Source organism: Limimaricola variabilis (genome assembly GCF_014195545.1).
Lineage (GTDB): Bacteria > Pseudomonadota > Alphaproteobacteria > Rhodobacterales > Rhodobacteraceae > Limimaricola > Limimaricola variabilis.
This window is the reverse complement of the sequence record NZ_JACIBX010000001.1, coordinates 109,137-133,901: the sequence shown is the minus strand read 5'-3', so window position 1 is coordinate 133,901 and position 24,765 is coordinate 109,137. Positions and strand designations below refer to the sequence as shown.

The 24,765-nt window shown below is 68.8% G+C and carries 23 protein-coding genes and 1 pseudogene; 15 read left to right on the top strand and 9 right to left on the bottom strand.

Going from position 1 to position 24,765, the window contains the following annotated elements; all coding sequences use genetic code 11:
• The first annotated feature begins 86 nt into the window (after positions 1-86).
• Positions 87-926: an arginyltransferase gene (locus FHS00_RS00605; RefSeq protein WP_183468863.1), complete on the top strand. Its 840-nt coding sequence runs from the start codon at positions 87-89 to the stop codon at positions 924-926.
• Between the two features lie 42 nt (positions 927-968).
• Here FHS00_RS00605 and FHS00_RS00600 read toward each other — a convergent pair whose 3' ends face one another.
• A complete protein-coding gene (locus FHS00_RS00600) occupies positions 969-2,618 on the bottom strand; it encodes an alpha-amylase family protein (protein WP_183468862.1) in 1,650 nt (549 codons plus the stop codon).
• Positions 2,619-2,729: 111 nt separating this feature from the next.
• Positions 2,730-4,607, bottom strand: coding sequence for a PhoX family protein (locus FHS00_RS00595; RefSeq protein ID WP_183468861.1), 1,878 nt, complete (start codon positions 4,605-4,607; stop codon positions 2,730-2,732).
• Positions 4,608-4,785: 178 nt separating this feature from the next.
• Between FHS00_RS00595 and FHS00_RS00590 the strand changes: the two genes are divergently transcribed.
• The 6 genes from FHS00_RS00590 to FHS00_RS00565 all read left to right on the top strand — a co-directional run bounded on the left by FHS00_RS00590 (position 4,786) and on the right by FHS00_RS00565 (position 12,115).
• Complete coding sequence (locus FHS00_RS00590) at positions 4,786-5,733, top strand: YihY/virulence factor BrkB family protein (RefSeq protein WP_183468860.1); 948 nt, start codon at positions 4,786-4,788, stop codon at positions 5,731-5,733.
• A 286-nt stretch (positions 5,734-6,019) separates the two neighbouring features.
• Positions 6,020-7,771, top strand: coding sequence for an acetolactate synthase 3 large subunit (locus FHS00_RS00585; RefSeq protein ID WP_183468859.1), 1,752 nt, complete (start codon positions 6,020-6,022; stop codon positions 7,769-7,771).
• A 73-nt stretch (positions 7,772-7,844) separates the two neighbouring features.
• Positions 7,845-8,411, top strand: coding sequence for an acetolactate synthase small subunit (gene ilvN, locus FHS00_RS00580; RefSeq protein ID WP_183468858.1), 567 nt, complete (start codon positions 7,845-7,847; stop codon positions 8,409-8,411).
• A gap of 69 nt (positions 8,412-8,480) precedes the next feature.
• Entirely contained in the window at positions 8,481-9,413 is a 933-nt protein-coding gene (locus FHS00_RS00575; RefSeq protein WP_183468857.1) for a nucleoside hydrolase, read from the top strand.
• A gap of 122 nt (positions 9,414-9,535) precedes the next feature.
• Positions 9,536-10,939, top strand: coding sequence for a protein adenylyltransferase SelO (locus FHS00_RS00570; protein WP_183468855.1), 1,404 nt, complete (start codon positions 9,536-9,538; stop codon positions 10,937-10,939).
• A 66-nt stretch (positions 10,940-11,005) separates the two neighbouring features.
• On the top strand, positions 11,006-12,115 hold the full coding sequence (locus FHS00_RS00565) for a sensor histidine kinase (RefSeq protein WP_183468853.1): 1,110 nt from the start codon (positions 11,006-11,008) through the stop codon (positions 12,113-12,115).
• 51 nt (positions 12,116-12,166) lie between these two features.
• Here the strand turns inward: FHS00_RS00565 and FHS00_RS00560 are convergent, their stop codons facing one another.
• Together FHS00_RS00560 and FHS00_RS00555 are read right to left on the bottom strand one after the other, a co-directional pair.
• A complete protein-coding gene (locus tag FHS00_RS00560) occupies positions 12,167-12,712 on the bottom strand; it encodes a peptidylprolyl isomerase (protein ID WP_183468851.1) in 546 nt (181 codons plus the stop codon).
• Positions 12,705-13,211: a peptidylprolyl isomerase gene (locus FHS00_RS00555; RefSeq protein ID WP_183468849.1), complete on the bottom strand. Its 507-nt coding sequence runs from the start codon at positions 13,209-13,211 to the stop codon at positions 12,705-12,707. Before FHS00_RS00555 ends, FHS00_RS00560 begins: the two co-directional genes overlap by 8 nt.
• A gap of 119 nt (positions 13,212-13,330) precedes the next feature.
• Between FHS00_RS00555 and FHS00_RS00550 the strand changes: the two genes are divergently transcribed.
• From FHS00_RS00550 to FHS00_RS00515, 8 genes are all read left to right on the top strand, one after another.
• Positions 13,331-14,521, top strand: a complete 1,191-nt coding sequence (locus FHS00_RS00550; RefSeq protein ID WP_183468847.1) for a phosphoglycerate kinase — start codon at positions 13,331-13,333, stop codon at positions 14,519-14,521.
• Complete coding sequence (locus FHS00_RS00545) at positions 14,518-15,330, top strand: SDR family NAD(P)-dependent oxidoreductase (protein WP_183468845.1); 813 nt, start codon at positions 14,518-14,520, stop codon at positions 15,328-15,330. The genes FHS00_RS00550 and FHS00_RS00545 overlap by 4 nt, the downstream gene beginning before the upstream one ends.
• A gap of 127 nt (positions 15,331-15,457) precedes the next feature.
• On the top strand, positions 15,458-16,387 hold the full coding sequence (locus FHS00_RS00540) for a class I fructose-bisphosphate aldolase (protein WP_183468842.1): 930 nt from the start codon (positions 15,458-15,460) through the stop codon (positions 16,385-16,387).
• A gap of 169 nt (positions 16,388-16,556) precedes the next feature.
• Complete coding sequence (locus FHS00_RS00535) at positions 16,557-16,853, top strand: FtsB family cell division protein (RefSeq protein ID WP_183468840.1); 297 nt, start codon at positions 16,557-16,559, stop codon at positions 16,851-16,853.
• 165 nt (positions 16,854-17,018) lie between these two features.
• Positions 17,019-18,065, top strand: a complete 1,047-nt coding sequence (gene pdhA / locus FHS00_RS00530) for a pyruvate dehydrogenase (acetyl-transferring) E1 component subunit alpha (RefSeq protein WP_246390865.1) — start codon at positions 17,019-17,021, stop codon at positions 18,063-18,065.
• Positions 18,066-18,068: 3 nt separating this feature from the next.
• Positions 18,069-19,469, top strand: coding sequence for a pyruvate dehydrogenase complex E1 component subunit beta (locus tag FHS00_RS00525; protein WP_183468838.1), 1,401 nt, complete (start codon positions 18,069-18,071; stop codon positions 19,467-19,469).
• A gap of 13 nt (positions 19,470-19,482) precedes the next feature.
• Positions 19,483-20,853, top strand: a complete 1,371-nt coding sequence (locus FHS00_RS00520; protein ID WP_183468836.1) for a pyruvate dehydrogenase complex dihydrolipoamide acetyltransferase — start codon at positions 19,483-19,485, stop codon at positions 20,851-20,853.
• Positions 20,854-20,935: 82 nt separating this feature from the next.
• The gene (locus tag FHS00_RS00515) at positions 20,936-21,196 is read left to right on the top strand and encodes a hypothetical protein (RefSeq protein WP_183468834.1); all 261 of its coding nucleotides are present in this window, start codon (positions 20,936-20,938) and stop codon (positions 21,194-21,196) included.
• Between the two features lie 16 nt (positions 21,197-21,212).
• Here the strand turns inward: FHS00_RS00515 and FHS00_RS00510 are convergent, their stop codons facing one another.
• From FHS00_RS00510 to FHS00_RS00495, 5 genes and pseudogenes are all read right to left on the bottom strand, one after another.
• A complete protein-coding gene (locus FHS00_RS00510) occupies positions 21,213-21,623 on the bottom strand; it encodes a hypothetical protein (protein ID WP_183468832.1) in 411 nt (136 codons plus the stop codon).
• 34 nt (positions 21,624-21,657) lie between these two features.
• The gene (gene cysE, locus FHS00_RS00505) at positions 21,658-22,464 is read right to left on the bottom strand and encodes a serine O-acetyltransferase (RefSeq protein WP_183468830.1); all 807 of its coding nucleotides are present in this window, start codon (positions 22,462-22,464) and stop codon (positions 21,658-21,660) included.
• 59 nt (positions 22,465-22,523) lie between these two features.
• Positions 22,524-22,772 (bottom strand): DUF7742 family protein, encoded by a 249-nt coding sequence (locus FHS00_RS18020; protein ID WP_484497039.1) that lies wholly within the window; start codon positions 22,770-22,772, stop codon positions 22,524-22,526.
• Between the two features lie 370 nt (positions 22,773-23,142).
• Positions 23,143-24,345, bottom strand: a pseudogene (locus FHS00_RS00500) (DNA-packaging protein); the annotation flags it as partial.
• The gene (locus FHS00_RS00495; RefSeq protein ID WP_183468828.1) at positions 24,275-24,622 is read right to left on the bottom strand and encodes a hypothetical protein; all 348 of its coding nucleotides are present in this window, start codon (positions 24,620-24,622) and stop codon (positions 24,275-24,277) included. The pseudogene FHS00_RS00500 and the gene FHS00_RS00495, both read right to left, overlap by 71 nt.
• Between the last annotated feature and the right edge of the window lie 143 nt (positions 24,623-24,765).

Below are 24,765 nucleotides of genomic sequence, written 5' to 3'. Positions count from 1 at the left end.
GAATGCCTGCCATGTCCCCTCCGGGACTTGGCAGGACGCGGACGCGGCGCTAGCTTTGGCCGGTAGCTGCCGACAGAGCCCTGCCGATGCGCCATACACTGCCCTTTGCGCCGCAATTCTACGTGACGGCCCCGCAGCCCTGCCCGTATCTCGCGGAGCGGATGGAACGGAAGCTGTTTACGGCGCTGCAGGGCGAACAGGCCGAGAAGCTCAACGACTCGCTGTCCAAGCAGGGCTTCCGGCGCAGCCAGAACGTGCTCTACCGCCCCTCCTGCGCCGAATGCACCGCCTGCCTCTCGGCCCGGATCGACGTCGCCCGCTTCACCCCCTCGCGCAGCCAGTCGCGGGTGCTGCGGCGCAACCGCGACCTTGCACGGCGCGCCACCTCGCCCTGGGCCACCGAGGAGCAATACGCGCTGTTTCGCGATTATCTCGACAGCCGCCACGCCACCGGCGGCATGGCCGACATGGACATGTTCGAGTTCGCCGCGATGGTCGAGGAGACGCCGGTCCGCACCCGGCTGGTCGAATACAGCGACCCGTCGGCGGCGCATGACGCGCGCCACGGGCTGCGGGCGGTCTGCCTGACCGACATCCTCGATGACGGGCTGTCGATGGTCTATTCCTTCTTCGACCCCGCCGAGGACCGCCGCTCGCTCGGCACCCATGTGATCCTCGACCATGTGCGGATCGCGCAGGAGATGGGCCTGCCTTACGTCTATCTCGGCTACTGGGTCCCCGGCAGCCCCAAGATGGACTACAAGTCGCGCTTCTCGGCGATCGAGCTCTATCGCGGCGGCCAGTGGCAGCCGATGGGCGACAAGGAGGACTACCGCGCCGAGACCCACCCGCTCTCGGTCGCGCCGATCTCGGAGCAGGTGGCCCGGATCACCCTCCCCGAAACCCGGCCCGTCCGGGCGCGCTGAGCGCGCGGTCGCGGACCCCGCCGGGGTCCGCCCGCGTCCCGTTCAGGCGCGCTCGCCGTCGATGCGGTACCAGCGATAGCCGTAGCCCTGCAGTTCGATCTCGCCGCCGGGATCGAGCTGACCGGGCGCCGCCTCGTCCGGCCCGCCCAGCAGGGCGACGAGGTGATGCGCATCCGCGATCTTCGGCGCGCAACGCACCGGCTCGGCCGAAAAATTGTGCAGCGTCAGCACCCGCGTGCCGCGCCACGCCGACACCAGCCCGAGCACCTGCTCCGGCAGCTCCTCGACCACCTCGGTGTCGCCCCAGCCGATCTCCGGGCAGGCGCGGCGGCAGCGCACCAGCTGCTGCACGCGGGTGAGCAGGCTGCCCGGACGGCCGCGCTGGGCGGCGACGTTGGTCTCGTGGAACCCCCAGGGGCCGTCCTCGACCACCGGGCGCAGCAGGTCACCGGTCCCGCGCGAGAAGCCGCCGCGATGCTCGTCGGCCCATTGCATCGGGCTGCGCACCGCGTCGCGCTCGTTCTGCGACAGATCCTCGCCCTGCCCGATCTCGTCGCCATACCACATCACCGGCGTGCCCGGCAGCGCGAACAGCAGCGACTGCGCCAGCGCCAGCCGGTCGGTGTCGTCGAGCATCGGCGCGAGGCGGCGGCGCAGCCCGCGATCATAGAGCTGCATGTCCGGATCCGGGCCGAAGGCGTCGAACACCTCCTGCCGCTCGCTGTCCGAAAGCTTGTCGAGCGACAGCTCGTCGTGATTGCGCAGGAAGGTCGCCCATTGCGCCTGCAGCGGCGCGCCCTCGGGCCGGCTGCCCAGCGCCGCGATCACCGGCGTCGCCGCGCCGCGCGCGAAGCCCAGCCACATCGCCTGGTTCAGCGGGAAGTCGAGGATCAGGTGCATCCGCTCGTCGGCGCCGAACTCGCGGCCGCCGAAATACTCCGGCGCCTTCTCGCGCTCGATATTGGCCTCGGCCAGCATGATCGCGCCCGCGCGCCGCCAGCTCAGGAAATCGCGCATCTCCGACAAGAGCAGCATCGGGTCGCGATCCGGCTCCTCGTCGAGGCCCTTGTACTCGATCAGGAAGGGCACCGCGTCAATCCGGAAGCCCCAGACCCCCAGCTCCAGCCAATAGCCCATGATCTTCAGGATCTCGGCCCGCACCGCCGGGTTGGCGATGTTGAAATCCGCCTGATGCGCATAGAAGCGGTGCATGTACCACGCGCCCGCCTTCTCGTCATAGGTCCAGACCGCCTCCTGCACGCCGGGAAAGATGATCCCCTCGGTGATGTCGGCGGGCTTTTCCTTCGACCAGACGAACCAGTCGCGATAGGGGCTGTCGGGGTCCGAGCGGGCGCTCTGGAACCAGGGATGGTCGACCGAGCAATGGTTGACCACGAGGTCGATGATCAGCTTGAGCCCGCGATCCGAGGCGGCGCGGGCAAAGCTCACGAAATCGCCCGCGTTCCCGAGCCGGGGATCGATACCGTAGAAATCGGTGATGTCGTAGCCGTTGTCGCGGTTCGGCGTCGGGTAGAACGGGTTGAGCCAGATCGCCGTCGCCCCCAGCCCCTCGATGTGGTCGAGCCGGTCGGTCAGGCCGCTGAAATCCCCGACCCCGTCGCCATTGGCGTCCATGAAGGTCTCGACGTCGAGACAGTAGATGACGGCGTTCTTGTACCACAGGTCGAGCATGGAGGATCTCCTTTGCCCGACCAGCTAGGCCGCCGCGACCCGGCGGCGAGAGCGCGAAGGGGCGGCCCGGATCGCTCCGGGCCGCCCGCGGGGCCGGGGCCCCTCTCCGGATCAGCCGATCTCGGCGCCGTCGGCGCGGCGGATCGCCACGATCGAGCTGCGCGGCAGCGCCTCGGGGTCGGGGAAGTTCTCGGGATGCTGGATGCCGACGAACAGCGTCCGGCGGTCGGTCGAGAAGGTCGCGCCGGTGACCTCGGACCCCTTGGGCCCGGTCATGAAGCGCGCGATCTCGCCCGAGGCCGGATCGCCCACCAGCATCTGGTTGTTGCCCATGCCGGCAAACTCGCCCTCGTTGCTGTCGTCGCCATCGGTCTGGATCCACAGCATGCCGCGGCTGTCGAATTTCATCCCGTCGGGCGAGTTGAACATGTTGCCGGGCGTGACGTTCGTCGAACCGGCATAGGCGTCCGCATGCACCTCCGGGTTGCCCGCCATGACATAGAGATCCCAGTCGAAGCGGTCGGCGGCGTGATCCTCGTTCTCGGGACGCCAGCGGACGATCTGGCCGTAATTGTTCTCGGCCCGCGGGTTGGGACCGGTGGCCGGGGTCTCGTCGCCGCCGGCATTGGCCTTCACCGCGCGGTTCTTGTTGTTGGTGAGCGCGCAATAGGCCTCGACCCGGGTCGGGTTCACCGCGACCCATTCCGGACGGTCCATGGTCGTGGCGCCCACCGCCGAGCCCGCCTGTCGGGTGTGGATGTGGATCATCGCGCGATCCATGCCGGTGGCTTCCGGCGTCAGCGCCAGCCACTCGCCGGTGCCGTCCTCGTGGAACTTGGCGACATAGAGCTGGCCCGCATCGAGCAGCCCGGAAGTGTCGCCCCCCTCCACATAGACGTCGTCGGAGACATAGCGGTAGAGGAACTCGCCGCGCTCGTCATCGCCCAGATAGACCACCACGCGGCCATCGGCGGCCAGCGTCACCTCGGCGTTCTCGTGCTTGAACCGGCCCAGCGCGGTGCGCTTCACCGGCGTCGAGGCGGCGTCCGAGGGGTCGATCTCGACCACGTAGCCGGCGCGGTGCGGCTCGTTCGGGTTCCTCGAGATGTCGAAGCGCGGGTCGAACTTCTCGTAGTCGTAGCCCGACTCCAGCTCGATGCCGTAGCGGGCAAAGCCCTCGGGGCGCTCGAACGCTTCGTCGGTCGAGCCGAAGTAGCCGTTGAAGTTCTCTTCGCAGGTCAGGTAGGTGCCCCACGGCGTGCGGCCCGCACCGCAATTGTTGAAGGTGCCGAGGCTCTCGGTGCCGGACGGGTCGGCCTCGGTCCGCAGCAGCGCGTGACCGGCGGCGGGGCCCGCGATCCGCATCGGCGTGTTGTGGGTGATCCGGCGGTTGAAGGGGCTGTCGATCACGACCTCCCAGCCATTCTCGCCCTCCTTCACCTCGAACACCGCGACGCCCTGCGCGTCCTGGATCTTGCGCACATCGGTCACCGACAGCGGCGTGCCCTCGTCGTTCTGCGGCAGGTTGATGTCGAGATTGGCGTATTCGTGGTTGACCGCGATGACCTCGTGGCCGTCGATGTCGAACAGCTCCATGCCGTCGGTGTTCTCGCCGAAGGCCCGCACCTGCCCCTCCGGGGTGGTGCCGTTGGCCGGGTCGAAGGCCGGCGCGTCGGAGAACAGCGGATCGCCCCAGCTCGCCAGCACCTTCCACTCGTAGCCCTCGGGCACATGCACGGTGAAATCGGTCTGCGCCGCGATCGGGGTGAAGGCGAAGCGCGCCGCGCCCTGCTTCAGCTCGCCGGAGGCGCGGACCGCCCCGGCACCCATCACCGCCGCGCCGGAGCCGAAGGCCACCAGGCCGGTCAGGAACCCGCGCCGCGACACAGCGGCCTGCACCACCCGATCGAAATCGGTGGTCTCGGGCGTCGGGCGGCGCAGCTCGTCCAGCTCGTCCCAGCTGATCTTGTTGATGTTGAAGCGCTTCATGGCGTGTCCCTTGTCATCAAAGCCCCGTCGGGGCTCACGCCGCCCTGCTGGGCGCGGCAGATGAAACCCATGCGACGGTTCTGTAAGAGTTTTGTCTCATCGCCGATCGGCGGGAACCCGCGGGAACGGGCCGCGTGCTGTCACGTTGTCGTCACGACAGACAAGCAAGGAGGCCCAGATGGCGCATGCCAAGAACCCCGACGCCCATCCGGGCGACATCAACAAGCCCGGCTGGTTCGCCACGCTGAAACGGGTCTATTCCGAGATCGGCGACGACCATGTCAGCCTGATCGCCGCCGGCTGCGCTTTCTACGGCCTGCTGGCGATCTTCCCCGGCATCGTCGCCGCCATGGCGATCGCCGGGCTGTTCTTCGAGCCCTCCACCGTGGTCGACCAGCTTCAGGCGCTGTCGGGCTTCCTGCCGCAGCAGGCCGCCGAGATCGTTCTGAGCCAGGCCAAGGAGGTCGCCGGCTCCGAGGAGGGCGGGCTCGGCCTCGCCGCGCTGTTCGGCATCCTGGTGGCGATCTACTCCGCCTCCAAGGGGGTGCAGTCGCTGATGGAAGGGCTCAACGTCGCCTTCGAGGCCGAGGAGACCCGCGGGCTGGTCAGGTTCAACCTCGTCAAGCTGGCGCTGACGCTCGGCATGATCGTGGGCTTCCTGCTGATCATCGCCGTCGCGGCGCTGCTGCCGGCGGTGCTGGGCGTGCTGCCCTGGGGCGCGACCACCGAGTGGATCATCAACCTCGTGCGCTGGCCCGTGCTGCTGATCCTCGTCGCGCTGGGTCTGGCGATCCTCTACCGCTACGGCCCCGACCGGGGCGACAAGAAATGGCGCTGGATCACGCCGGGCGCCGGGCTGGCCTGCCTTTTGTGGCTGGTGGGCTCGATCGGCTTCGCCTTCTACGTCCGCAATTTCGGCGGCTACAACGAGACCTTCGGCGCGCTGGGCGGCGTGATCGTGCTGCTGATGTGGCTGTGGCTGTCCTCCTTCATCGTGCTGATGGGGGCCGAGTTCGACAGCGAGATGGAGCGTCAGGCCAAGCATGACCCGCAACCGGAGGATGCCAAGAACGACCCGCTGATGGAGGATGCGAAGGCCGAGTCGGGCAATTCGGTAGCGCAATAGGCTTTGCGCTTCGACCGCCACGCACCCCCTTGCCATAAGAAAGTTACCCTGACGCGCGGGTCCACGACATTTTCTCCGCCGTTTGCGGTTGACGCTCCCGCCCGCCCGTGCATATCTGCGCGGGCGGAACGGAAAGGACCGGAGAACATGGATCTCCTTCTCGTACTTGGTGAGGTTGGGCGCGTGGGCCGGTAACGGCAGGACCATGACGGTCGACCATGCGCCCCCGGATCACCGGGGGCTTTTTCGTATCCACTGACAGGGCAGCAGACAGGGAAGCGGCACGATGACAGGGCAAATGACGGGCGCGAAGATGGTCGTGCAGGCGCTCAGGGATCAGGGCGTCGACACGGTGTTCGGCTATCCGGGCGGCGCGGTGCTGCCGATCTATGACGAGCTGTTCCAGCAGAACGAAATCCGCCACGTGCTGGTGCGCCACGAACAGGGCGCGATCCACGCGGCCGAGGGCTATGCCCGCTCCACCGGCAAGCCGGGCGTCGCGCTGGTCACCTCCGGCCCCGGCGCGACCAACGCCGTCACCGGCCTGACCGACGCGCTGCTCGACTCGATCCCGATCGTCGTGCTGTCGGGCCAGGTGCCGACCTTCATGATCGGCTCGGACGCCTTCCAGGAGGCCGACACCGTCGGCATCACCCGCCCCTGCACCAAGCACAACTGGCTGGTGAAGGAGACCGACCGGCTCGGCTCGACGCTGCACGAGGCGTTCCACGTCGCCACCTCGGGCCGCCCCGGCCCGGTGCTGGTCGACATCCCGAAGGATGTGCAGTTCGCCACCGGCGAATATGGCGGCAAGGAAACCCGCTCGACCCGCTACGCCCCCGCGGTCAAGGGCGACCCGGCCGGCATCGAGGCGCTGGCCCGTGCCATGGAAACCGCCAAGCGCCCGGTCTTCTACACCGGCGGCGGGGTAATCAACTCCGGCCCCGAGGCCAGCAAGCTACTGCGCGAGCTGGTCTCCGCCACCGGCTTCCCGATCACCTCGACGCTGATGGGCCTCGGCGCCTATCCGGCCTCGGGCGAGCAGTGGTTGGGCATGCTCGGCATGCACGGGCTCTATGAGGCCAACATGGCGATGCATGGCTGCGACCTGCTGATCTGCGTCGGCGCCCGCTTCGACGACCGGATCACCGGCCGGATCGACGCCTTCTCGCCGAACTCGGTGCGCGCCCATATCGACATCGACCCCTCCTCGCTCAACAAGGTGATCCGCACCGACATCCCGATCATCGGCGACGTCGCGCATGTGCTCAAGGACCTGCTCGACGCCTGGTCCGCCAATGGCCGCAAGACCGACCGCGAGGGGCTGGCGCAATGGCAGGCGCAGATCGCCGAATGGCGCGCCAAGGACTGCCTCGCCTTCCGCAACTCCGACAAGATCATCAAGCCGCAATACGCGCTGCAGCGGCTCGAGGCGCTGACCAAGGGCCGCGACCGCTACGTCACCACCGAGGTCGGCCAGCACCAGATGTGGGCCGCGCAGTATCTCGGCTTCGAGGATCCGAACCGCTGGATGACCTCCGGCGGCCTCGGCACCATGGGCTACGGCTTCCCGGCCTCGATCGGCGTGCAGATGGCGCATCCCGACGCGCTCGTGATCAACGTCGCGGGCGAGGCGTCGTGGCTGATGAACATGCAGGAGATGGGCACCGCGGTGCAGTACCGCCTGCCGGTCAAGCAGTTCATCCTCAACAACGAGCGGCTCGGCATGGTGCGCCAGTGGCAGGAGCTGCTGCATGGCGAGCGCTACTCGCAGAGCTGGTCCGAGGCGCTGCCCGATTTCGTCAAGCTCGCCGAGGCCTTCGGCGCCAAGGGCATCCAGTGCTCGGACCCCGCCGATCTCGACGACGCGATCATGGAGATGCTCGACTATGACGGCCCGGTCATCTTCGACTGCCTCGTCGAGAAGCACGAGAACTGCTTCCCGATGATCCCGTCGGGCAAGGCCCATAACGAGATGCTGATGGGCGAGGTCTCGACCGCGCATGCCATCGAGGCCGGCGGCGCGGTGCTGGTGTGACCGCGGTCCCCTCGGGGGCTGCGCAGGACAATTCGAAACGTCCCGGGTCCCGGCCCGGGGAAAGGACGACCCCATGCTGAACATCAAGGCCGGCTCGACCAGCCACTCCGCCTACAACCTCCGCTCGGTCTATTCCGACGTCGAGGAACGCCACACCCTCGCGGTGATCGTCGACAACGAGCCGGGCGTGCTCGCCCGGGTCATCGGCCTGTTCTCGGGCCGCGGCTACAACATCGAAAGCCTGACCGTGGCCGAGATCGACCACACCGGCCACCGCTCGCGGATCACGCTGGTCACCTCCGGCACGCCGCAGGTGATCGAGCAGATCAAGGCGCAGCTCGGCCGCATCGTGCCGGTGCACGAGGTCCACGACCTCACCGTCGAGGGCCCGACCGTGGAGCGCGAGCTGGCGCTGTTCAAGGTGCGCGGCGAGGGCGACGCGCGGGTCGAGGCGCTGCGTCTCGCGGACATCTTCCGCGCCAACGTGGTCGACTCGACGCTCGAGAGCTTCGTGTTCGAGATCACCGGCACCCCGGAGAAGATCGACGCCTTCGCCGACCTGATGCGCCCCCTCGGCCTGACCGAGCTGGCGCGCACCGGCGTGGCGGCGCTGTCGCGCGGCCCCGAGGCGCGGGTCTGACCTGACGCCGCGCGGGGCTTGCCTCGGCGCGGCGTTCCTGCCTTTCTGCGGATCTTAAAGGAGGACCGCATGGGCGCGCGAAAGATCATCATCGACACCGATCCCGGCCAGGACGACGCCGTCGCCATCCTGCTGGCGCTGGCCTCGCCCGAGCTGGAGGTTCTGGGCCTCACCGCCGTGGCCGGCAACGTGCCGCTCGACCTCACCCAGCGCAACGCGCGGCAGGTGGTGGAGCTCGCGGGCCGCGACACGCCGGTCTTCGCCGGCTGCGACCGGCCGCTGGCCCGCCCGCTCGTCACCGCCGAGCACGTGCATGGCAAGACCGGGCTCGACGGCATCACCCTGCCCGACCCCACCCTGCCGCTACAGGAACTGCACGGCGTCGACTTCATCATCGAGACGCTGCGCCGCGAGGCGCCCGGCACGGTCACGCTCTGCCCGCTCGGGCCGTTGACCAACATCGCCACCGCCTTCCGCCGCGCCCCCGACATCGTCGAGAAGGTCGAGCGCATCGTGCTGATGGGCGGCGGCTTCTTCGAGGGCGGCAACATCACCCCCGCGGCCGAGTTCAACATCTATGTCGATCCGGAGGCCGCCAAGGAGGTCTTCGCCTGCGGTCGCCCGATCACCGTGCTGCCGCTCGACGCCACCCACAAGGCGCTGACCTCGCGCGACTGGATCGCGACGATGCGCGGCATGGGCCGGATCGGCGAGGTGGTGGCGAGCTGGACCGATTTCTTCGAGCGCTTCGACACCGAGAAATACGGCTCCGAGGGCGGGCCGCTGCACGATCCCTGCGTGATCGCCTGGCTGCTGCGCCCCGATCTCTTCTCGGGCCGCGAGATCAATGTCGAGATCGAGACCGGCTCCGAGCTGACGCTGGGCATGACCGTCGCCGACTGGTGGGGCGTGACCGACCGCGCGCCCAACGCGCTCTTCATCGGCGATGTCGACCGGGCCGGCTTCTTCGACCTGCTGACCGAGCGGATCGGGCGGCTCTGACCGGGCCGCCACGGGCCCGGGACGACGCGAAACCCGTGCCCGTCCGGACACGGGCCCAAAGAGAAGGCGATTTGCCGGGCCGAGGATCTTGGCCCGGCGCCGCGACGGCATAGATGCCATCTATGACTATCGCGATCTCGTTCGACAATTCCTATTCCCGGCTGCCGGAGCGGCTCTTCACCCGACAGGCCCCAGTGCCGGTCGCCGATCCCGACTGGATTGCCCTCAATGACGGTCTGGCCCGCGAGATGGGGCTCGACCCCGACGCGCTGCGCACCGATGAGGGGCTGCGCGTCTTCGCCGGCAACGCCGTGCCGGAGGGCGCCACCCCCATCGCCCAGCTCTATGCCGGCCACCAGTTCGGCAGCTGGAACCCGCAGCTCGGCGACGGGCGGCAGATCCTCCTTGGCGAGGTGGTGGGCCCCGACGGCGTCCGCCGCGACATCGCGCTCAAGGGCTCGGGCCAGACGCCCTACAGCCGCATGGGCGATGGGCGTGCCTGGGTCGGGCCGGTGATCCGCGAATACCTGATGAGCGAGGCGATGCACGCGCTTGGCGTGCCGACCACCCGCGCGCTCGCCGCCGTCACCACCGGCGAGGAGGTGATCCGCGAGGCCGCCCTTCCGGGCGCGATCCTGACCCGCGTGGCCCAAAGCCATATCCGCGTCGGCACCTTTCAGGTGCTGGCCGCCCGCAGCGACACCGAGGGCCTGCGCGCGCTGGCCGAGCACACCATGGCCCGGCACTTCCCCTCGGCCGGATCAGTGCCCGAATTGCTGGCCCAGATGGTCGCGCGGCAGGCCGAGCTGATCGCGCAATGGATGAGCCTCGGCTTCATCCACGGGGTGATGAACACCGACAACTGCGCGGTCGCGGGCGAGACCATCGATTACGGCCCCTGCGCGATGATGGATGTCTACCACCCGGCGCGGGTCTTTTCCTCGATCGACGCGCATGGCCGCTACGCCTATGGCAATCAGCCGCAGGTCGCGCTGTGGAACATCGCGCAATTCGCGACCTCGCTGGTGCCACTGATGCCCGATCAGCAAAAGGCCGTCGACGACTTCACCGCGATCATCAACCGCTTCGCCGATCTCTACCAGGCCGCCTGGTTGCGCCGCTTCGGGGCCAAGCTCGGCCTTGCCGATCCGCTGCCCGAGGACCGCGCGCTGATCGAGGGTCTGCTCACCGCCATGACCCGCGAGGAACGCGATTTCACCAACAGCTTCCGGGCCTTGGCCGAAGACGCGCCCGAGCGCGCGACCTCTGACGCCGAATGGATCGCGGCGTGGCGCGCGCGTGGCCCCGACCTTGCAATCGCCGCCCGGGCCAACCCGCAGGTGATCCCGCGCCTGCACCGCATCGAGGCCGCGATCACCGCCGCCCTGACCGGCGATCTCGCCCCGTTCGAGGAGATGCTCGGCGTGGTGACCCGGCCGTTCGATCCCGACCCGGACCTTGCAAAACGTTACGTCGACCCACCCGGAGAAGGTGATAGGGTCGACAGGACCTTCTGCGGCACCTAGTAAGTCTTAATAATGCCCCGTTTCGTTTCCGTTTCCGTCCCAGCCGACCGGGACCAAGCAGAGTATATGCCATTGCGTGACGTTCCAGATCTGACTGCCGAACGCCGCGCCGAGGCGATCCGCTCGCTTGGCATCATGGACAGCGAGGACGAGGCCGATTTCGACGAGATCACCGCTTACGCGGCCGAGATCACCGGCACGCCGATCTCGCTGGTCACCTTGGTCGACACCAATCGGCAATGGGCCAAATCCGCCTTCGGCACCGGGCAGCGCGACTACACGATGGACGAGTCCATCTGCTCGCACGGGCTGACCGGGCCGGATTTCTTCGAGATCGAGGACACCACCCGCGACCCGCGCACCTCCGAGAACCCGCTGGTCACCGGACCGGACGCGATCCGCTATTATGGTGGCGCGATCCTCAAGCTCGGCCGCGAGGTGCCGATCGGCGCGCTCTGCGTGCTCGACCGGGAGCCGCGCAAGCTTTCCGAGGAGACCAAGCGCCTGCTGATCATCCTCGCGCGGCAGGTGACGCGCCGGATGGAGCTGCGCCGCGCGCTGGTCGTGCAGGAGACGCTGGCCGCCGAGGTCGACCACCGGGTCAAGAACTCGCTGCAGATGGTCACCGGGCTGGTCCGCATCCAGCGCGCCCAGGCCCAGAGCGAGGAAACCCGCGAGGCGCTCTCGGAGACGATCGACCGGCTTTCCGCGATCTCCATGCTGCATGCCGAGCTGCACAAGGTCTCGGCCCGCAACGAGATCACCCTGCATCATTTCCTGCCCGACATCATCCGGCACCTGGAACGGACCCTGCCGCCACAGCTGCGCATCATCCGCAACTTCGAGGCGATGCAGGTACCCTCCGAGGTGGCCGCCGCGCTGGCGCTGGCGCTCAACGAGGCTGTGACCAACGCGGTCAAGCACGCCTTCCCCGGCGACCGGCCGGGCTCGGTGACCGTGCGGCTCACCGCGCTTGGCGATCACGGCATGCTGGAGATCGTCGATGACGGCGCCGGCAGCGCCCGGATGGTGACCGACCCGGCCCGTCCCACCGGCCTCGGCCGGCAGATCATCGATGCCTCGGTCGCCCGGATCGAGGGCATGATCCACCGCGAGAGCGGCCCGGACGGCACCCGGATCGAGATCCGCTTCCCGCTTCCCAAGCTCGATGAATGACAAAAGGGGGCGCCGAAGCGCCCCCTGATGCCGTGTCACGAAGCGGTCGCGTCACTCGGTGACGCGGACCTCGCGCATCACGTCCGGCGCGCCGATCACGGCGCCGTTCGGACCCTCGCCGCGCTTGATCGCGTCGAGCACCTCGAGACCCTCGGTGACCTGGCCGACCACAGTGTACTGGCCGTTGAGGAAATCCCCCGGCCCGAACATGATGAAGAACTGGCTGTTGGCCGAGTTCGGATCCTGGCTGCGGGCCATGCCGACCGTGCCGCGCTCGAACGGAATGTCCGAGAATTCCTGCTTCAGGTCGTCGCGCTCCGAGCCGCCCATGCCGGCCATCGACATGTCGCCGCCCTCGCGGCCGAACTCGACATCGCCGGTCTGCGCCATGAAGCCGTCGATCACCCGGTGGAAGACGACGCCGTCATAGGCGCCCTCCTCGGCCAGCGCGGTGATCTGCTCGACATGACCCGGGGCCACGTCCTCGAGCAGGTCGATCTTGATCGTGCCATTGGCCTGACCCGCGACGTCGATCTCGAGGCCGGTGGCGGCGGCGGGGCTGGCGGCGAGCGCCAGCAGAACGGCGAGCTTACGCATCGGCCGCCACCTTGACGCTGATCATCCGGTCGGGATTCGCCGGCGGCTCGCCCTTGGCGATCTTGTCGACATGCTCCATCCCCTCGATCACCCGGCCATAGACGGTGTACTGGCCGTTGAGGAAGTGGTTGTCCTTGAAGTTGATGAAGAACTGCGAGTTGGCGGAGTTCGGGTTGGCCGACCGCGCCGCGCCCAGCGTGCCGCGGTCATGCGGCAGCTTGGAGAACTCGGCCGGGAGGTCCGGCTTGTCCGAGCCGCCGGTGCCGGCGCGGCGCGGGTTGTAGTCCTTTTCCATGTTGGCGTGCTCGACATCGCCGGTCTGCGCCATGAAGCCGTCGATCACGCGGTGGAAGGCCACGTTGTCATAGGCGCCGGCGCGGGCCAGCTCCTTCATGCGCTCGGCATGCTTCGGCGCCACGTCGGGCAGAAGCTCGATCACCACCGGGCCGTCCTTCAGCTCGATGATGATGGTGTTCTCGGGGTCCTTGATCTCGGCCATTGCCGGTCCTCCTGCTGCTTTGTCCCCGACATAAGCCCCTCGCGCGCGCAAGCCAATGGCTTGAGAGCCACCGCCCCCGGCGCTACCTATTCGCCAACACGAAACGGAAAGGACGGCGCATGGGCTGGAAGACGATCGACGAGATGGACCTCGCGGGCAAGCGGGTGCTGGTGCGGGTGGATGTGAACGTCCCCGTCGAGAATGGCCGCGTCACCGACGCCACCCGGATCGAGCGGATCCGCCCCACCGTCGCCGACATCGCCGACAAGGGCGGCAAGGTGATCCTGCTGGCGCATTTCGACCGCCCCAAGGGCCGGGTCGTGCCGGAGATGTCGCTGCGCCAGATCCTGCCCGCGCTCGAAGAGAAGCTCGGCCGCAAGGTGGCCTTCGCCGAGGATTGCGTCGGCGATGCCGCGCAGGCGGCGGTCGACGCGCTCGCCGATGGCGAGGTGCTGCTGCTGGAGAACACCCGCTTCCACGCGGGTGAGGAAAAGAACGACCCCGACTTCGCCGAGAAGCTGGCGCATCTGGGCGACGTCTACGTCAACGACGCCTTCTCCGCCGCCCACCGCGCCCATGCCTCGACCGAGGCGCTGGCCCGGCTGCTGCCCGCCGCGGCGGGCCGGCTGATGGCCGAGGAGCTCTCGGCGCTCGAAAAGGCGCTCGGCAACCCCGAGCGGCCGGTGGTCGCCGTGGTCGGCGGCGCCAAGGTCTCGACCAAGCTCGACCTGCTGTCGAACCTCGTCGAGAAGGTCGACACGCTGGTGATCGGCGGCGGCATGGCCAACACCTTCCTCGCGGCCCAGGGGCTCGATGTCGGCAAGTCGCTGTGCGAGCACGACCTGACCGGCACCGCCAAGGAGATCGCCGCCAAGGCCGCGGAGAAGGGCTGCACCATCCTGCTGCCGCGCGACGTCGTCGTGGCGCGCGAGTTCAAGGCCGGCGCCGAGAACGAGGTGGTCAAGGCCGAGGACACCCCGTCCGACGCGATGATCCTCGATGCCGGCCCCGACAGCGTCGCCCATGTCGAGATGGCGCTGGAGCAGGCCAAGACGCTGGTCTGGAACGGCCCGCTCGGCGCCTTCGAGATCGCGCCCTTCGATCGCGGCACCGTGGCCGCGGCGCGCAAGGCCGCCGAGTTGACCCGCGCCGGCAAGCTGATCTCCGTCGCCGGCGGCGGCGACACCGTGGCGGCGCTCAACGCGGCCGGCGTCGCGGATGATTTTTCCTATGTGTCCACCGCAGGAGGGGCGTTCTTGGAATGGATGGAAGGCAAGGTGCTGCCGGGCGTGAAGGCGCTGGGCGCATGAGCGGGCTGGCACGCACCGACCTGGTCCCGCAAAGCCGTGGCTGGACGCTGATCACCGGGGCCTCCTCGGGCCTCGGCGTCGAGTTCGCCCGCATCGCCGCCCGCGGCGGCCGCCGGCTGATCCTCTCGGCCCGCTCCGAGGACAAGCTCGAGGCGCTGGCCGCCGAGCTGCGCGAGCGCGTCGAGGTCGTGGTGATCCCCGCCGATCTCGCCCGTCCGGGCGGCGCCGAGCGTCTCTGGCGCGAGGCCTCCGAGGGCCGCCGGATCGAGATCCTGATCAACAATGCCGGTCTCGGGCTGCACCGCCGCTTCGGCGATGGCGGCACCGAGGAAGTCGAGCGGCTGGTCGCGGTCAACGTCTCGGCGGCGACGATCCTGATGCAGGCGGCGGTGGCGCATATGCGCCGCGAGAACACCGGCCACATCATGAACGTCTCCTCGGTCGCGGCCTTCATCCCCGGCCCCGGCATGGCGGTCTACCACGCCACCAAGGCCTATCTGCTGTCGCTGTCGGACGCGGTGTCGAGCGAGCTGCGCGCCGAGGAGAGCGAGGTCACCGTGACCGCGCTCTGCCCCGGCCCGGTCGAGACCAACTTCTTCGAGACCGCGGGCATGCATCCCGACGGCCCGGCCGGACCGGTCCGCCCGGCCCGCGCCCGCGACGTCGCGCAGGCCGGCTGGGAAGCGATGCTGGCCGGTCGGCAGACCGTCGTGCCCGGCGGCATGACCCGGATCGCGGCCTTCGCCGGGCGGGTTCTGCCGCGCGGGTTGAGCGCCCGGATCGCCGGCCGGGCCTACGGCCGATCGTGAATCCCCAAACCCCTGAGATCACGGGGTTTTGGTTGCGCTAACACTGCTCCCCGGTGGCGCTAACAGCATTGTGAGCCACCGGGGAGCGCCTTAACGTTCGCTGCAGATGCAAACCGAAAGGCGCCCCATGCAGACCACCGAAATCGTCCGCGACATCCTTCGCAACTACGAGGGCGAGACCCCCGGCGTGAAGGCCAACCTCGCCCGGATGCTGATGGCGGGCAAGCTGGGCGGCACCGGCAAGATGATCATCCTGCCGGTCGACCAGGGCTTCGAGCACGGCCCCGCCCGCAGCTTCGCGCCCAACCCCGAAGGCTACGACCCGCATTATCACTACAAGCTGGCCATCGATGCCGGGCTGAACGCCTATGCCGCGCCGCTGGGCATGATCGAGGCCGGCGCCGACAGCTTCGCGGGCCAGATCCCGACCATCCTGAAATGCAACAGCGCCAACTCGCTGATGTCGGGCACCGCCGGCAAGAACCAGGCCGTCACCGCCAGCGTCGACGACGCGCTGCGGCTTGGCTGCTCGGCGATCGGCTTCACGATCTACCCGGGTTCGGACTGCGCGCTCGAGATGTTCGAGGAGATCGTCGAGATGCGCAAGGAGGCCGCCGCCAAGGGCGTGGCCACCGTGATCTGGTCCTACCCGCGCGGCGAGGCGCTCGACAAGGACGGCGAGACCGCGATCGACATCGCCGCCTATGCCGCCCAGATCGCGGCGCTGATCGGCGCCCATATCATCAAGATCAAGCTGTCGACCGACCACCTGTCGCTGCCGGAGGCCAAGAAGGTCTACGAGGCCGAGGGCATCGACATCTCGACCCAGGCGGCGCGCGTGCGCCACTGCGTGCAGTCGGCCTTCGCCGGCCGTCGCCTGATGGTGTTCTCGGGCGGTGCCAAGAAGGGCACGGATTCGGTCTATGACGACGCCCGCGCGATCCGCGACGGCGGCGGCAACGGCTCGATCATCGGCCGCAACTCGTTCCAGCGACCGCGCGCCGAGGCGCTCGAACTGCTGGGCAAGCTGCAGGACATCTATCTGGGCAAGGCCTGAAGACCAGGTTTCGCCGCGCCTGACCCGATCGGCCTGTCGAAAGAGGCAATAGGGTCACAGCACTAGGCGAATTCGGGCCGAGGCGGCGGAACGCGATGTTTCCGCCGCCTTTTTCATGGCAGGCTGATGGCAGCCGTCCGGCAAAGAGGCGGCGCACGAGGCACGAGTGATGTTGAAGCGCACCCCTTCTCTGGGCCCCGCCCTCTACCTGATCGGCTCGCTGCTGATCGGGCTCTATTTCACCTTTGCCGCCGTTCAGGGCGATTACGGCGTGTTCCGCCGGGCAGAGGTCGAATCCGAGGCACGGGGCCTGGAGAAGGAGCTCGCCAGCCTGCGCGAGGAAGTCGCGCGGATGGAGAATCTCACCCGCCGCCTGTCCGACCGTTACCTCGATCTCGACCTGCTCGACGCCCGCGCCCGCGAGGTGCTCGGCATGATCCGCGCCGACGAGATCGTCATCCGCTGACCCAGCGGAAGCCTCCATCGCCTTGTTTTGTTGCGCCGCGCCGGATCCGATCCGCGCGGCGTCGCGCATTTCCGGGTTGCGCGAATTGCCCTGTTGCATCCCGCGCAAGTTCTGTAAGGGATAGTTCAAGGCTAAACTATCCGTCACAGCGCGAAGGGAGACGCCATGGCGACCCGGAAGACCTCCGACGCGGCGCCCGCCAAGGGTACCAATCCTGCCCCCAAGGGCTCCAACATCCCCGCCGATGAGCTGAAGCACTACTACCGCGAGATGCTGCTGATCCGGCGTTTCGAGGAAAAGGCCGGCCAGCTCTACGGCATGGGCCTGATCGGCGGCTTCTGCCACCTCTACATCGGCCAGGAGGCCGTGGTGGTCGGGCTCGAGGCCGCGGCCGAGGAAGGCGACAAGCGGATCACCTCCTACCGTGACCACGGCCACATGCTGGCCTGCGGCATGGACCCCAAGGGCGTGATGGCCGAGCTGACCGGCCGCGAGGGTGGCTACTCCAAGGGCAAGGGCGGGAGCATGCACATGTTCTCGAAGGAGAAGCACTTCTACGGCGGCCACGGCATCGTCGGCGCGCAGGTGCCGATCGGCGCCGGCCTCGCCTTCGCCGACAAGTATCTCGACAACAAGCGCGTCACCTTCACCTATTTCGGCGACGGCGCGGCCAACCAGGGCCAGGTCTACGAGACCTACAACATGGCCCAGCTGTGGGAGCTGCCGGTCGTCTTCGTGATCGAGAACAACCAGTACGCGATGGGCACCAGCGTCCAGCGTTCGACCAAGAGCCCCTCCCTGTGGGAGCGCGGCGCCGCCTACGGCATCAAGGGCGAAGAGGTCGACGGCATGGACGTGCTGGCGGTCAAGGAAGCCGGCGAGCGCGCCGTCGCCCACTGCCGCGAAGGCAAGGGCCCCTACATCCTCGAGATCAAGACCTACCGCTATCGCGGCCACTCCATGTCGGACCCGGCGAAGTACCGGAGCCGCGAGGAGGTGCAGAAGATGCGCGACGAGCGCGACCCGATCGAGCAAGTCCGCAAGCTGCTGCTGACCGGCAACCACGCGACCGAGGAAGATCTCAAGGCGATCGACAAGGAGATCAAGGAGATCGTCAACGACTCCGCCGAGTTCTCCAAGGAGAGCCCCGAGCCCGCGCTCGAGGAGCTCTGGACCGACATCTACGCTGACGAAGCCCCGCAGGAGGCCTGATCCATGGCGACCGAAATTCTGATGCCCGCCCTCTCGCCGACCATGGAGGAAGGCACGCTCGCCAAGTGGCTCGTGAAGGAGGGTGACACCGTCTCCTCCGGCGACATCCTGGCCGAGATCGAGACCGACAAGGCGACGATGGAGTTCGAGGCCGTCGACGAAGGCACCGTCGGCAAGATCCTGATCGCCGAGGGCACCGAGGGCGTGAAGGTCAACACCCCGATCGCCGTGCTGCTCGAGGAGGGCGAGGACGCCTCCGCCGCCGAGAGCGCCGGATCGAACGCCGGCAGCGAGGCCAAGACCGAGGTCAAGGAAGAGACCAAGGCCAAGGACACCCTGCCCGCCGACGTCCCCGCCGCCTCCTCGCCGGCCGCCGCCGCGCCCAAGCCGCCGCGCACCCCGGACTGGCCCGAGGGCACCGAGACCAAGACCACCACGGTCCGCGAAGCGCTGCGCGACGCCATGGCCGAGGAGATGCGCCGCGCCGACAACGTCTTCCTGATGGGCGAAGAGGTCGGCGAGTACCAGGGCGCCTACAAGATCTCCCAGGGCCTGCTGGACGAGTTCGGCCCCAAGCGCGTGGTCGACACGCCGATCACCGAGCACGGCTTCGCCGGCATTGCGGTCGGCGCGGCCTTCGGCGGTCTGCGCCCGATCGTCGAGTTCATGACCTTCAACTTCGCCATGCAGGCGATCGACCACATCATCAACTCGGCGGCCAAGACGCTCTACATGTCGGGCGGCCAGATGGGTGCCCCGATGGTGTTCCGCGGCCCCAACGGCGCCGCCGCCCGCGTCGGTGCCCAGCACTCCCAGGACTACGCCGCCTGGTACATGCAGATCCCCGGCCTCAAGGTCGTCATGCCCTACACCGCCGCCGACGCGAAGGGCCTGATGAAATCCGCGATCCGCGACCCCAACCCGGTGATCTTCCTCGAGAACGAGATCCTCTACGGCCGCTCCTTCGAGGTGCCGGTGCTGGATGACTTCACCATCCCGCTCGGCAAGGCGCGCATCGCCCGCGAAGGCACCGACGTGACCATCGTCTCCTTCGGCATCGGCATGACCTACGCCCTCGAGGCGGCCGAGAAGCTCGCCGCCGACGGCATCGAGGCCGAGGTGATCGACCTGCGGACCATCCGCCCGATGGACACCGACGCGATCATCGAGAGCGTCAAGAAGACCAACCGCTGCGTCACCGTCGAAGAGGGTTGGCCGCAGGGTTCGGTCGGCGGCTACATCTCCTCGGTGCTGATGCAGGAGGCGTTCGACCATCTCGACGCGCCGGTCATCAACTGCACCGGCAAGGACGTGCCGATGCCCTATGCCGCCAATCTCGAGAAGCACGCGCTGGTCACGACCGACGAGGTCGTCGAGGCGGTGCGCAAAGTGACCTACAAGTAACGGAGCGCGAGACATGCCGACCGAAATCCTGATGCCCGCGCTGTCGCCCACCATGGAAGAGGGCACGCTGGCGAAATGGCTGGTCAAGGAGGGCGACACCGTCTCCTCCGGCGACCTGCTGGCCGAGATCGAGACCGACAAGGCGACGATGGAGTTCGAGGCCGTCGACGAAGGCGTCGTGGGCAAGATCCTGATCGCCGAGGGCACCGAGGGGGTGAAGGTCAACACCCCGATCGCCGTGCTGCTCGAGGAAGGCGAAAGCGCCGATGACATCGGCGAGACCGGCGGCGCGAAGGATCGCGACGCCGACAGCCACGCCGCACCGCATCCCGAGCAGGCCACCGCGCCGGCCAAGGGCTATGGCGATGACGGCGCCGCCGCGCAGCAGGGCAAGGGCGACGACGCCGCCCCTGCCGCGCCTGCCGCCCGCTCGGGCGATGGCGAGCGCGTCTTCGCCTCGCCGCTGGCGCGGCGCATCGCGGCCGACAAGGGCCTCGACCTGAGCCAGATCAAGGGCTCGGGCCCGAACGGCCGCATCGTCAAGGCCGACGTCGAAAGCGCCAAGCCGGGCCAGAAGCCCGCCGCGGCCGAGACCGTAAAGGCCCCCGCTGCCCAGGCCGACAAGGCCCCGGTGGCCGCGCCCGCCGCCCCCGGCGCGCAGGCCGAGCAGATCCGCAAAATGTATGCGGATCGCGAGTTCGAGGAGGTCAAGCTCGACGGCATGCGTCGCACCATCGCGGCGCGTCTCACCGAGGCCAAGCAGACCATCCCGCATTTCTACCTGCGCCGCGACATCAAGCTCGACGCGCTGCTGAAATTCCGCAGCCAGCTGAACAAGCAGCTCGAAGGGCGCGGCGTGAAGCTCTCGGTCAACGACTTCATCATCAAGGCCTCGGCCCTGGCGCTGCAGGCGGTGCCGGACGCCAACGCGGTCTGGGCCGGCGACCGGGTGCTCAAGCTCAAGCCGTCGGACGTCGCCGTCGCCGTGGCGATCGAGGGTGGCCTTTTCACCCCGGTGCTGCGCGACGCCGAAAGCCGTTCGCTGTCGTCGCTCTCGGCGCAGATGAAGGACCTCGCCAAGCGGGCCCGCGACAAGAAGCTCGCGCCGCATGAATACCAGGGCGGCAGCTTCGCGATCTCCAACCTCGGCATGTTCGGCATCGACAACTTCGACGCCGTGATCAACCCGCCGCATGGCGCGATCCTCGCGGTCGGCGCGGGCGTGAAGAAGCCGGTGGTCAACGACGCGGGCGAGATCGAGGTGGCGACGGTGATGTCGGTGACGCTCTCGGTCGATCACCGGGTGATCGACGGCGCGCTGGGTGCCGAGCTGCTCAAGCAGATCGCCGACGCGCTGGAAAACCCGATGGTGATGCTGGCCTGATCAGGCCGGATCCCTCCTGCAGGGCCAAGGGGCCGCGCCTTCGAACGAAGGTGCGGCCCTTCTCTATCGCAGGTCGTCGCACATGACGCTTGCACGCACCCTTCGCGTTCAGCAGCATCGCCTCGGGCGATCCGTCCCGAAGCCGCATCACACGGGGTCGAATATCATGAAGGCGTGGGGCATCGCAGTTCTGCGAGGCGGAATCTCGGTGATCGCCCTGATGGTCGCCTTCCGACTCGCCGAGGCGACCGAATGGTCGTGGTTTGCATGGTTCGCGGCCCTGTCGCTGGCCGGGATGGTCGTCGAGGTCCTGCTGCGCCGCCTGCTCCGGCCCCACAAATAGCCCCAAACGCCCGAGATCACTCGGGCGGCGCGGCCTCCGGTCCCGGCAGCGTCGCCGTCGGCACCTCGTAGCGCTGGTCGTCGACGCGGATCAGATGCAACCCGTCCTCGATCCGCCAGTCGATGTCGGTGCCGGTGCCCGACATCGTCGCATCGCCCCGCACGAAGCGCCCGCCATCGAAGCTGAGCGTACGTCGGAAACCATTGGCAAAGGTCGCGACCAGCGTGGCGTCGCCATCCCGGCCCAGCGCGAGGCCGAAGCCGCATTCGCCCAGCGCCTCGCCCGGATTCATCGCGCAGGCGATCACCCCCTCGGTATCGAAGATGCCGCTCGCGGCGCGGCGGGGGTGATCGTCGCCGGGGGGCGCCCCCTCGGCCATGGCCCCGGAGGCGGTCAGCAGCAGCGCGGTGCACAGGATCTTCGACATCTTCGTCTCCCCGGCCCCGCGCCCCGCGGCAGGGCTACTCGCCCTTGAAGGTCTGGTCCATCGACACCGAGGGCTGGGCGCAGCCCGCCTCGCCGACGATCCGCGCGGGCACGCCCGCCACGGTCTTGCAGGCCGGGATGTCGATCAGCACCACCGACCCGGCCGCGATCCGCGAGCAGTCGCCGATCCGGATGTTGCCCAGCACCTTGGCACCGGCACCGATCAGCACGCCGTTGCCGATCTTGGGATGGCGGTCCTGCTCTTCCTTGCCGGTACCGCCGAGCGTCACCGAATGCAGCATCGACACGTTGTCGCCGACCACCGCCGTTTCGCCGATCACCACCGAATGGGCGTGGTCGATCATCACGCCGCGGCCGATCCGGGCCGCCGGGTGGATGTCGACGCCGAAGGTCTCGGAGACCCGCATCTGCACGAAATAGGCGAGGTCGCGGCGGTTTTCCTGCCACAGCCAATGGCCGAGCCGGTAGGACTGGATCGCCTGGTAGCCCTTGAAATACAGCAGCGGCTGCAGGAAGCGATGGCAGGCCGGGTCGCGCTCATAGGTGGCGACCAGGTCGGCGCGGGCCGAAACCACCAGCTCCGGCTCGGCGGCATAGGCGCCGTCGATGATCTCGCGCAGGATCTGCGCGGGCATCTCGTCGGAGGCGAGCTTGAGCGACAGCCGGTAGGCCAGCGCGCAGGCAAAGCTCTGGTGGTGCAGCACGCTGGAATGCACCAGCCCGCCCATCAGCGGCTCGGCCGCGATCGCGTCCTCCGCCTCGCCGCGAATTCGGCTCCAGACCGGGTCGATTTCGGCCAGTTGCGCCTGTGGTGTCGCCATCGCCATGGCCTCCTGATCCCGCGTCCTCGTCTGCCCAAGATAGGGCCTGCGCGCCAAGATCAAAGCCCCGAAGCCGCGTCAAGGGCATCGAGCAGTTGCCGCAACGCCGCGCGCGCCTCCGGCCCGAGCGAGGGCGACAGCGGCCGGGCCGGGTGCCGCAGCGCCGCCGCCATCAGCGATCCGTCGCCCCAAAGCGGGTGCGCCCGGCCCATCCGCCGCCGCCAGGCATCGGCGGCGCGCGCCTCCGCGACGATCCGCCCGGCGAGCGCCGGCCGGGCCTCGGGCCGCGCCGCCAGCAGCGCCGCCACCCCGCGATCGAGGCAACCCGGCAGGATCGGCCTCCCCCGGGCACCGCCAGCGTGGCGAAGGGCCCCGCCCCCCAGGCGTCCGTGACCTGCGCCACCTGCACCACCAGCGGCCCCGTCGCCCCATCGGCGGCCCGCATTGCCGCGTCATAGCTGAAGCCCGGCGTTTGCAGCTCGACCTCGCGCCGCAGCAGCCCCTCCGACAGGATCCGCAGCAGATAGGCCTCGCGCGGCACGTCGAGCGGCACCTCGCGCCCGGCCCAGGCATCGGCCCCGCTCCGGGCCCGCCGGATCCACGAGATCGCCAGATCGCCGCCCCGCTCGGCCGCGCGCAGATGCGCACGCTGCCCCAGTGCCGGGCGGCAGTTCGTGCAGCACCGAGCCCGCGCAGGTGGTGCACCCGGCCCTGTTCGTAGAGCGCGGCGACCGGCTCGGCCCGGAGCCCCTTGGAGCGCCCGGCATGCAGCGCCTTGAACGGCACCAGCGGGTCGACCTGCCGCACCACCGTCTCGACCAGCGCACCGCCCTGGTTGACCTCGGCCACCATCCGCTCAGCCCCGTGCCGCTCCATCGCGGCACAGGCGGCGCGCGCCCAGCCCTGCGGCGAGGCGCGGAGCGCGGTCGCGTCCTCGAGCACATAGGCCCGCCAGTCGGCGGGCGGGCCCTGCGTGACCGCGCCCGCCACGATGATGCCGCAGGCGTCGGAGCCTGCATGCGCACTCACCGAGGGGTCGACCGCGACCACGATCCGGTCGAGATCGGGCGCCCCCTCGACCACGCAGGCGGCCAGCATCGCGGCGGTCCACAGCGCCCCCTCGGCATCGGCCAGCAGCACGCCGTCGAGCTCCTGCCGGCCCTGCCGTGTCCCGGCGTAGCGGCGACGCATCTCGTCCAGGAAGCCCGGCGCGAGATTGGCGGCGTTCGCTTCGGTCGGCGCATGGGTGGTCACGGTGCTGTCGGCAGCCAGCAGGTCGCGCAGCACCGCGACGTTGCGCGGGGTGGTGGTGACGCAGGCGCGCGGATCGCCCAACCGCAGCCCGAATTGCAGCATGTCCCACGCCTCCTGCCCGCGCCTCCACTTGGCCAACTCGTCGGCCCAGGCGGCGTCGAATTGCGGGCCGCGCAGCGCCTCGGGGTCATGCGCCGAGAAGATCTGCGCCGTGGCGCCGTTGGGCCAAGTCAGCATCCGGCGGGTCGCCGACCAGTCCGGCCGCCGGTCGGGCGGCGCACAGGCCATGAGGCCGCTATCGCCGAAGACCATCACCTCACGCGCCTGGTCGAGCGTCTCGCCGATCAGCGCCACGCGTCGCGCCCGGCCGGGATCGCGCGGGCGCGGACCCTCCACCTGACCGCGCACCCATTCCGCCCCGGCCCGGGTCTTGCCCGCGCCGCGACCGCCCAAGATCACCCATGTCCGCCAGTCGCCGCCTGGCGGCCGCTGATGCGGCAGCGCCCAGAGATCGAACAGATGCGGCAGCGCCGCCAGCGCGGCCGGGTCGAGCCCGTCAAGAAAGGCGGTCCTCTCGGCAGCAGGCGCGCAGGCGATCCAGCCGGCAAGTGATCCGCCGCCAGGCATCGTCGAGGTCGATCTCGCCTGCGGCGAGGCCGCCATCCTGTCGCTTGAGCCAGTCATTGAAACGCCTCTCCACTTCGAACGCCGCCTTAAGCGCGCTTTCCAGATCGCTGATCTTCTTGGAAATTTCCTTTGGTACGCCGGTCTCGTAGCGGGCCGCTTCCAGCAGGTCCGCCAGCGTGGAGCGCACCGATGAGAGCAGCGTCCACGCATCCTCCCACTCCTTGCGGCGCGCGGCTTGTTCGGCCGCCGTCACGCCGCCTGTGTCATCCGTCGTCATGCCTGTTCCTCCTCAACCTACGGCTGGGACGCGGGCACGAAAAAAGGCGGCCCCGGATTTCTCCGGGGCCGCCGTGCATTTGTCTCAGCCTGACGTTTACCCTAAGACACTGCGTGCCAAAAGTCAATCTCGGCGATCTGAGG

Excerpts from the sequence above, each read along its gene's own strand:
- FHS00_RS00605 (WP_183468863.1), top strand. The coding sequence starts at position 87 with ATGCGCCATACACTGCCCTTTGCGCCGCAATTCTACGTGACGGCCCCG.
- FHS00_RS00600 (WP_183468862.1), bottom strand. The coding sequence starts at position 2,618 with ATGCTCGACCTGTGGTACAAGAACGCCGTCATCTACTGTCTCGACGTC.
- FHS00_RS00595 (WP_183468861.1), bottom strand. The coding sequence starts at position 4,607 with ATGAAGCGCTTCAACATCAACAAGATCAGCTGGGACGAGCTGGACGAG.
- FHS00_RS00590 (WP_183468860.1), top strand. The coding sequence starts at position 4,786 with ATGGCGCATGCCAAGAACCCCGACGCCCATCCGGGCGACATCAACAAG.
- FHS00_RS00585 (WP_183468859.1), top strand. The coding sequence starts at position 6,020 with ATGACAGGGCAAATGACGGGCGCGAAGATGGTCGTGCAGGCGCTCAGG.
- ilvN (WP_183468858.1), top strand. The coding sequence starts at position 7,845 with ATGCTGAACATCAAGGCCGGCTCGACCAGCCACTCCGCCTACAACCTC.
- FHS00_RS00575 (WP_183468857.1), top strand. The coding sequence starts at position 8,481 with ATGGGCGCGCGAAAGATCATCATCGACACCGATCCCGGCCAGGACGAC.
- FHS00_RS00570 (WP_183468855.1), top strand. The coding sequence starts at position 9,536 with ATGACTATCGCGATCTCGTTCGACAATTCCTATTCCCGGCTGCCGGAG.
- FHS00_RS00565 (WP_183468853.1), top strand. The coding sequence starts at position 11,006 with ATGCCATTGCGTGACGTTCCAGATCTGACTGCCGAACGCCGCGCCGAG.
- FHS00_RS00560 (WP_183468851.1), bottom strand. The coding sequence starts at position 12,712 with ATGCGTAAGCTCGCCGTTCTGCTGGCGCTCGCCGCCAGCCCCGCCGCC.
- FHS00_RS00555 (WP_183468849.1), bottom strand. The coding sequence starts at position 13,211 with ATGGCCGAGATCAAGGACCCCGAGAACACCATCATCATCGAGCTGAAG.
- FHS00_RS00550 (WP_183468847.1), top strand. The coding sequence starts at position 13,331 with ATGGGCTGGAAGACGATCGACGAGATGGACCTCGCGGGCAAGCGGGTG.
- FHS00_RS00545 (WP_183468845.1), top strand. The coding sequence starts at position 14,518 with ATGAGCGGGCTGGCACGCACCGACCTGGTCCCGCAAAGCCGTGGCTGG.
- FHS00_RS00540 (WP_183468842.1), top strand. The coding sequence starts at position 15,458 with ATGCAGACCACCGAAATCGTCCGCGACATCCTTCGCAACTACGAGGGC.
- FHS00_RS00535 (WP_183468840.1), top strand. The coding sequence starts at position 16,557 with ATGTTGAAGCGCACCCCTTCTCTGGGCCCCGCCCTCTACCTGATCGGC.
- pdhA (WP_246390865.1), top strand. The coding sequence starts at position 17,019 with ATGGCGACCCGGAAGACCTCCGACGCGGCGCCCGCCAAGGGTACCAAT.
- FHS00_RS00525 (WP_183468838.1), top strand. The coding sequence starts at position 18,069 with ATGGCGACCGAAATTCTGATGCCCGCCCTCTCGCCGACCATGGAGGAA.
- FHS00_RS00520 (WP_183468836.1), top strand. The coding sequence starts at position 19,483 with ATGCCGACCGAAATCCTGATGCCCGCGCTGTCGCCCACCATGGAAGAG.
- FHS00_RS00515 (WP_183468834.1), top strand. The coding sequence starts at position 20,936 with ATGACGCTTGCACGCACCCTTCGCGTTCAGCAGCATCGCCTCGGGCGA.
- FHS00_RS00510 (WP_183468832.1), bottom strand. The coding sequence starts at position 21,623 with ATGTCGAAGATCCTGTGCACCGCGCTGCTGCTGACCGCCTCCGGGGCC.
- cysE (WP_183468830.1), bottom strand. The coding sequence starts at position 22,464 with ATGGCGACACCACAGGCGCAACTGGCCGAAATCGACCCGGTCTGGAGC.
- FHS00_RS00495 (WP_183468828.1), bottom strand. The coding sequence starts at position 24,622 with ATGACGACGGATGACACAGGCGGCGTGACGGCGGCCGAACAAGCCGCG.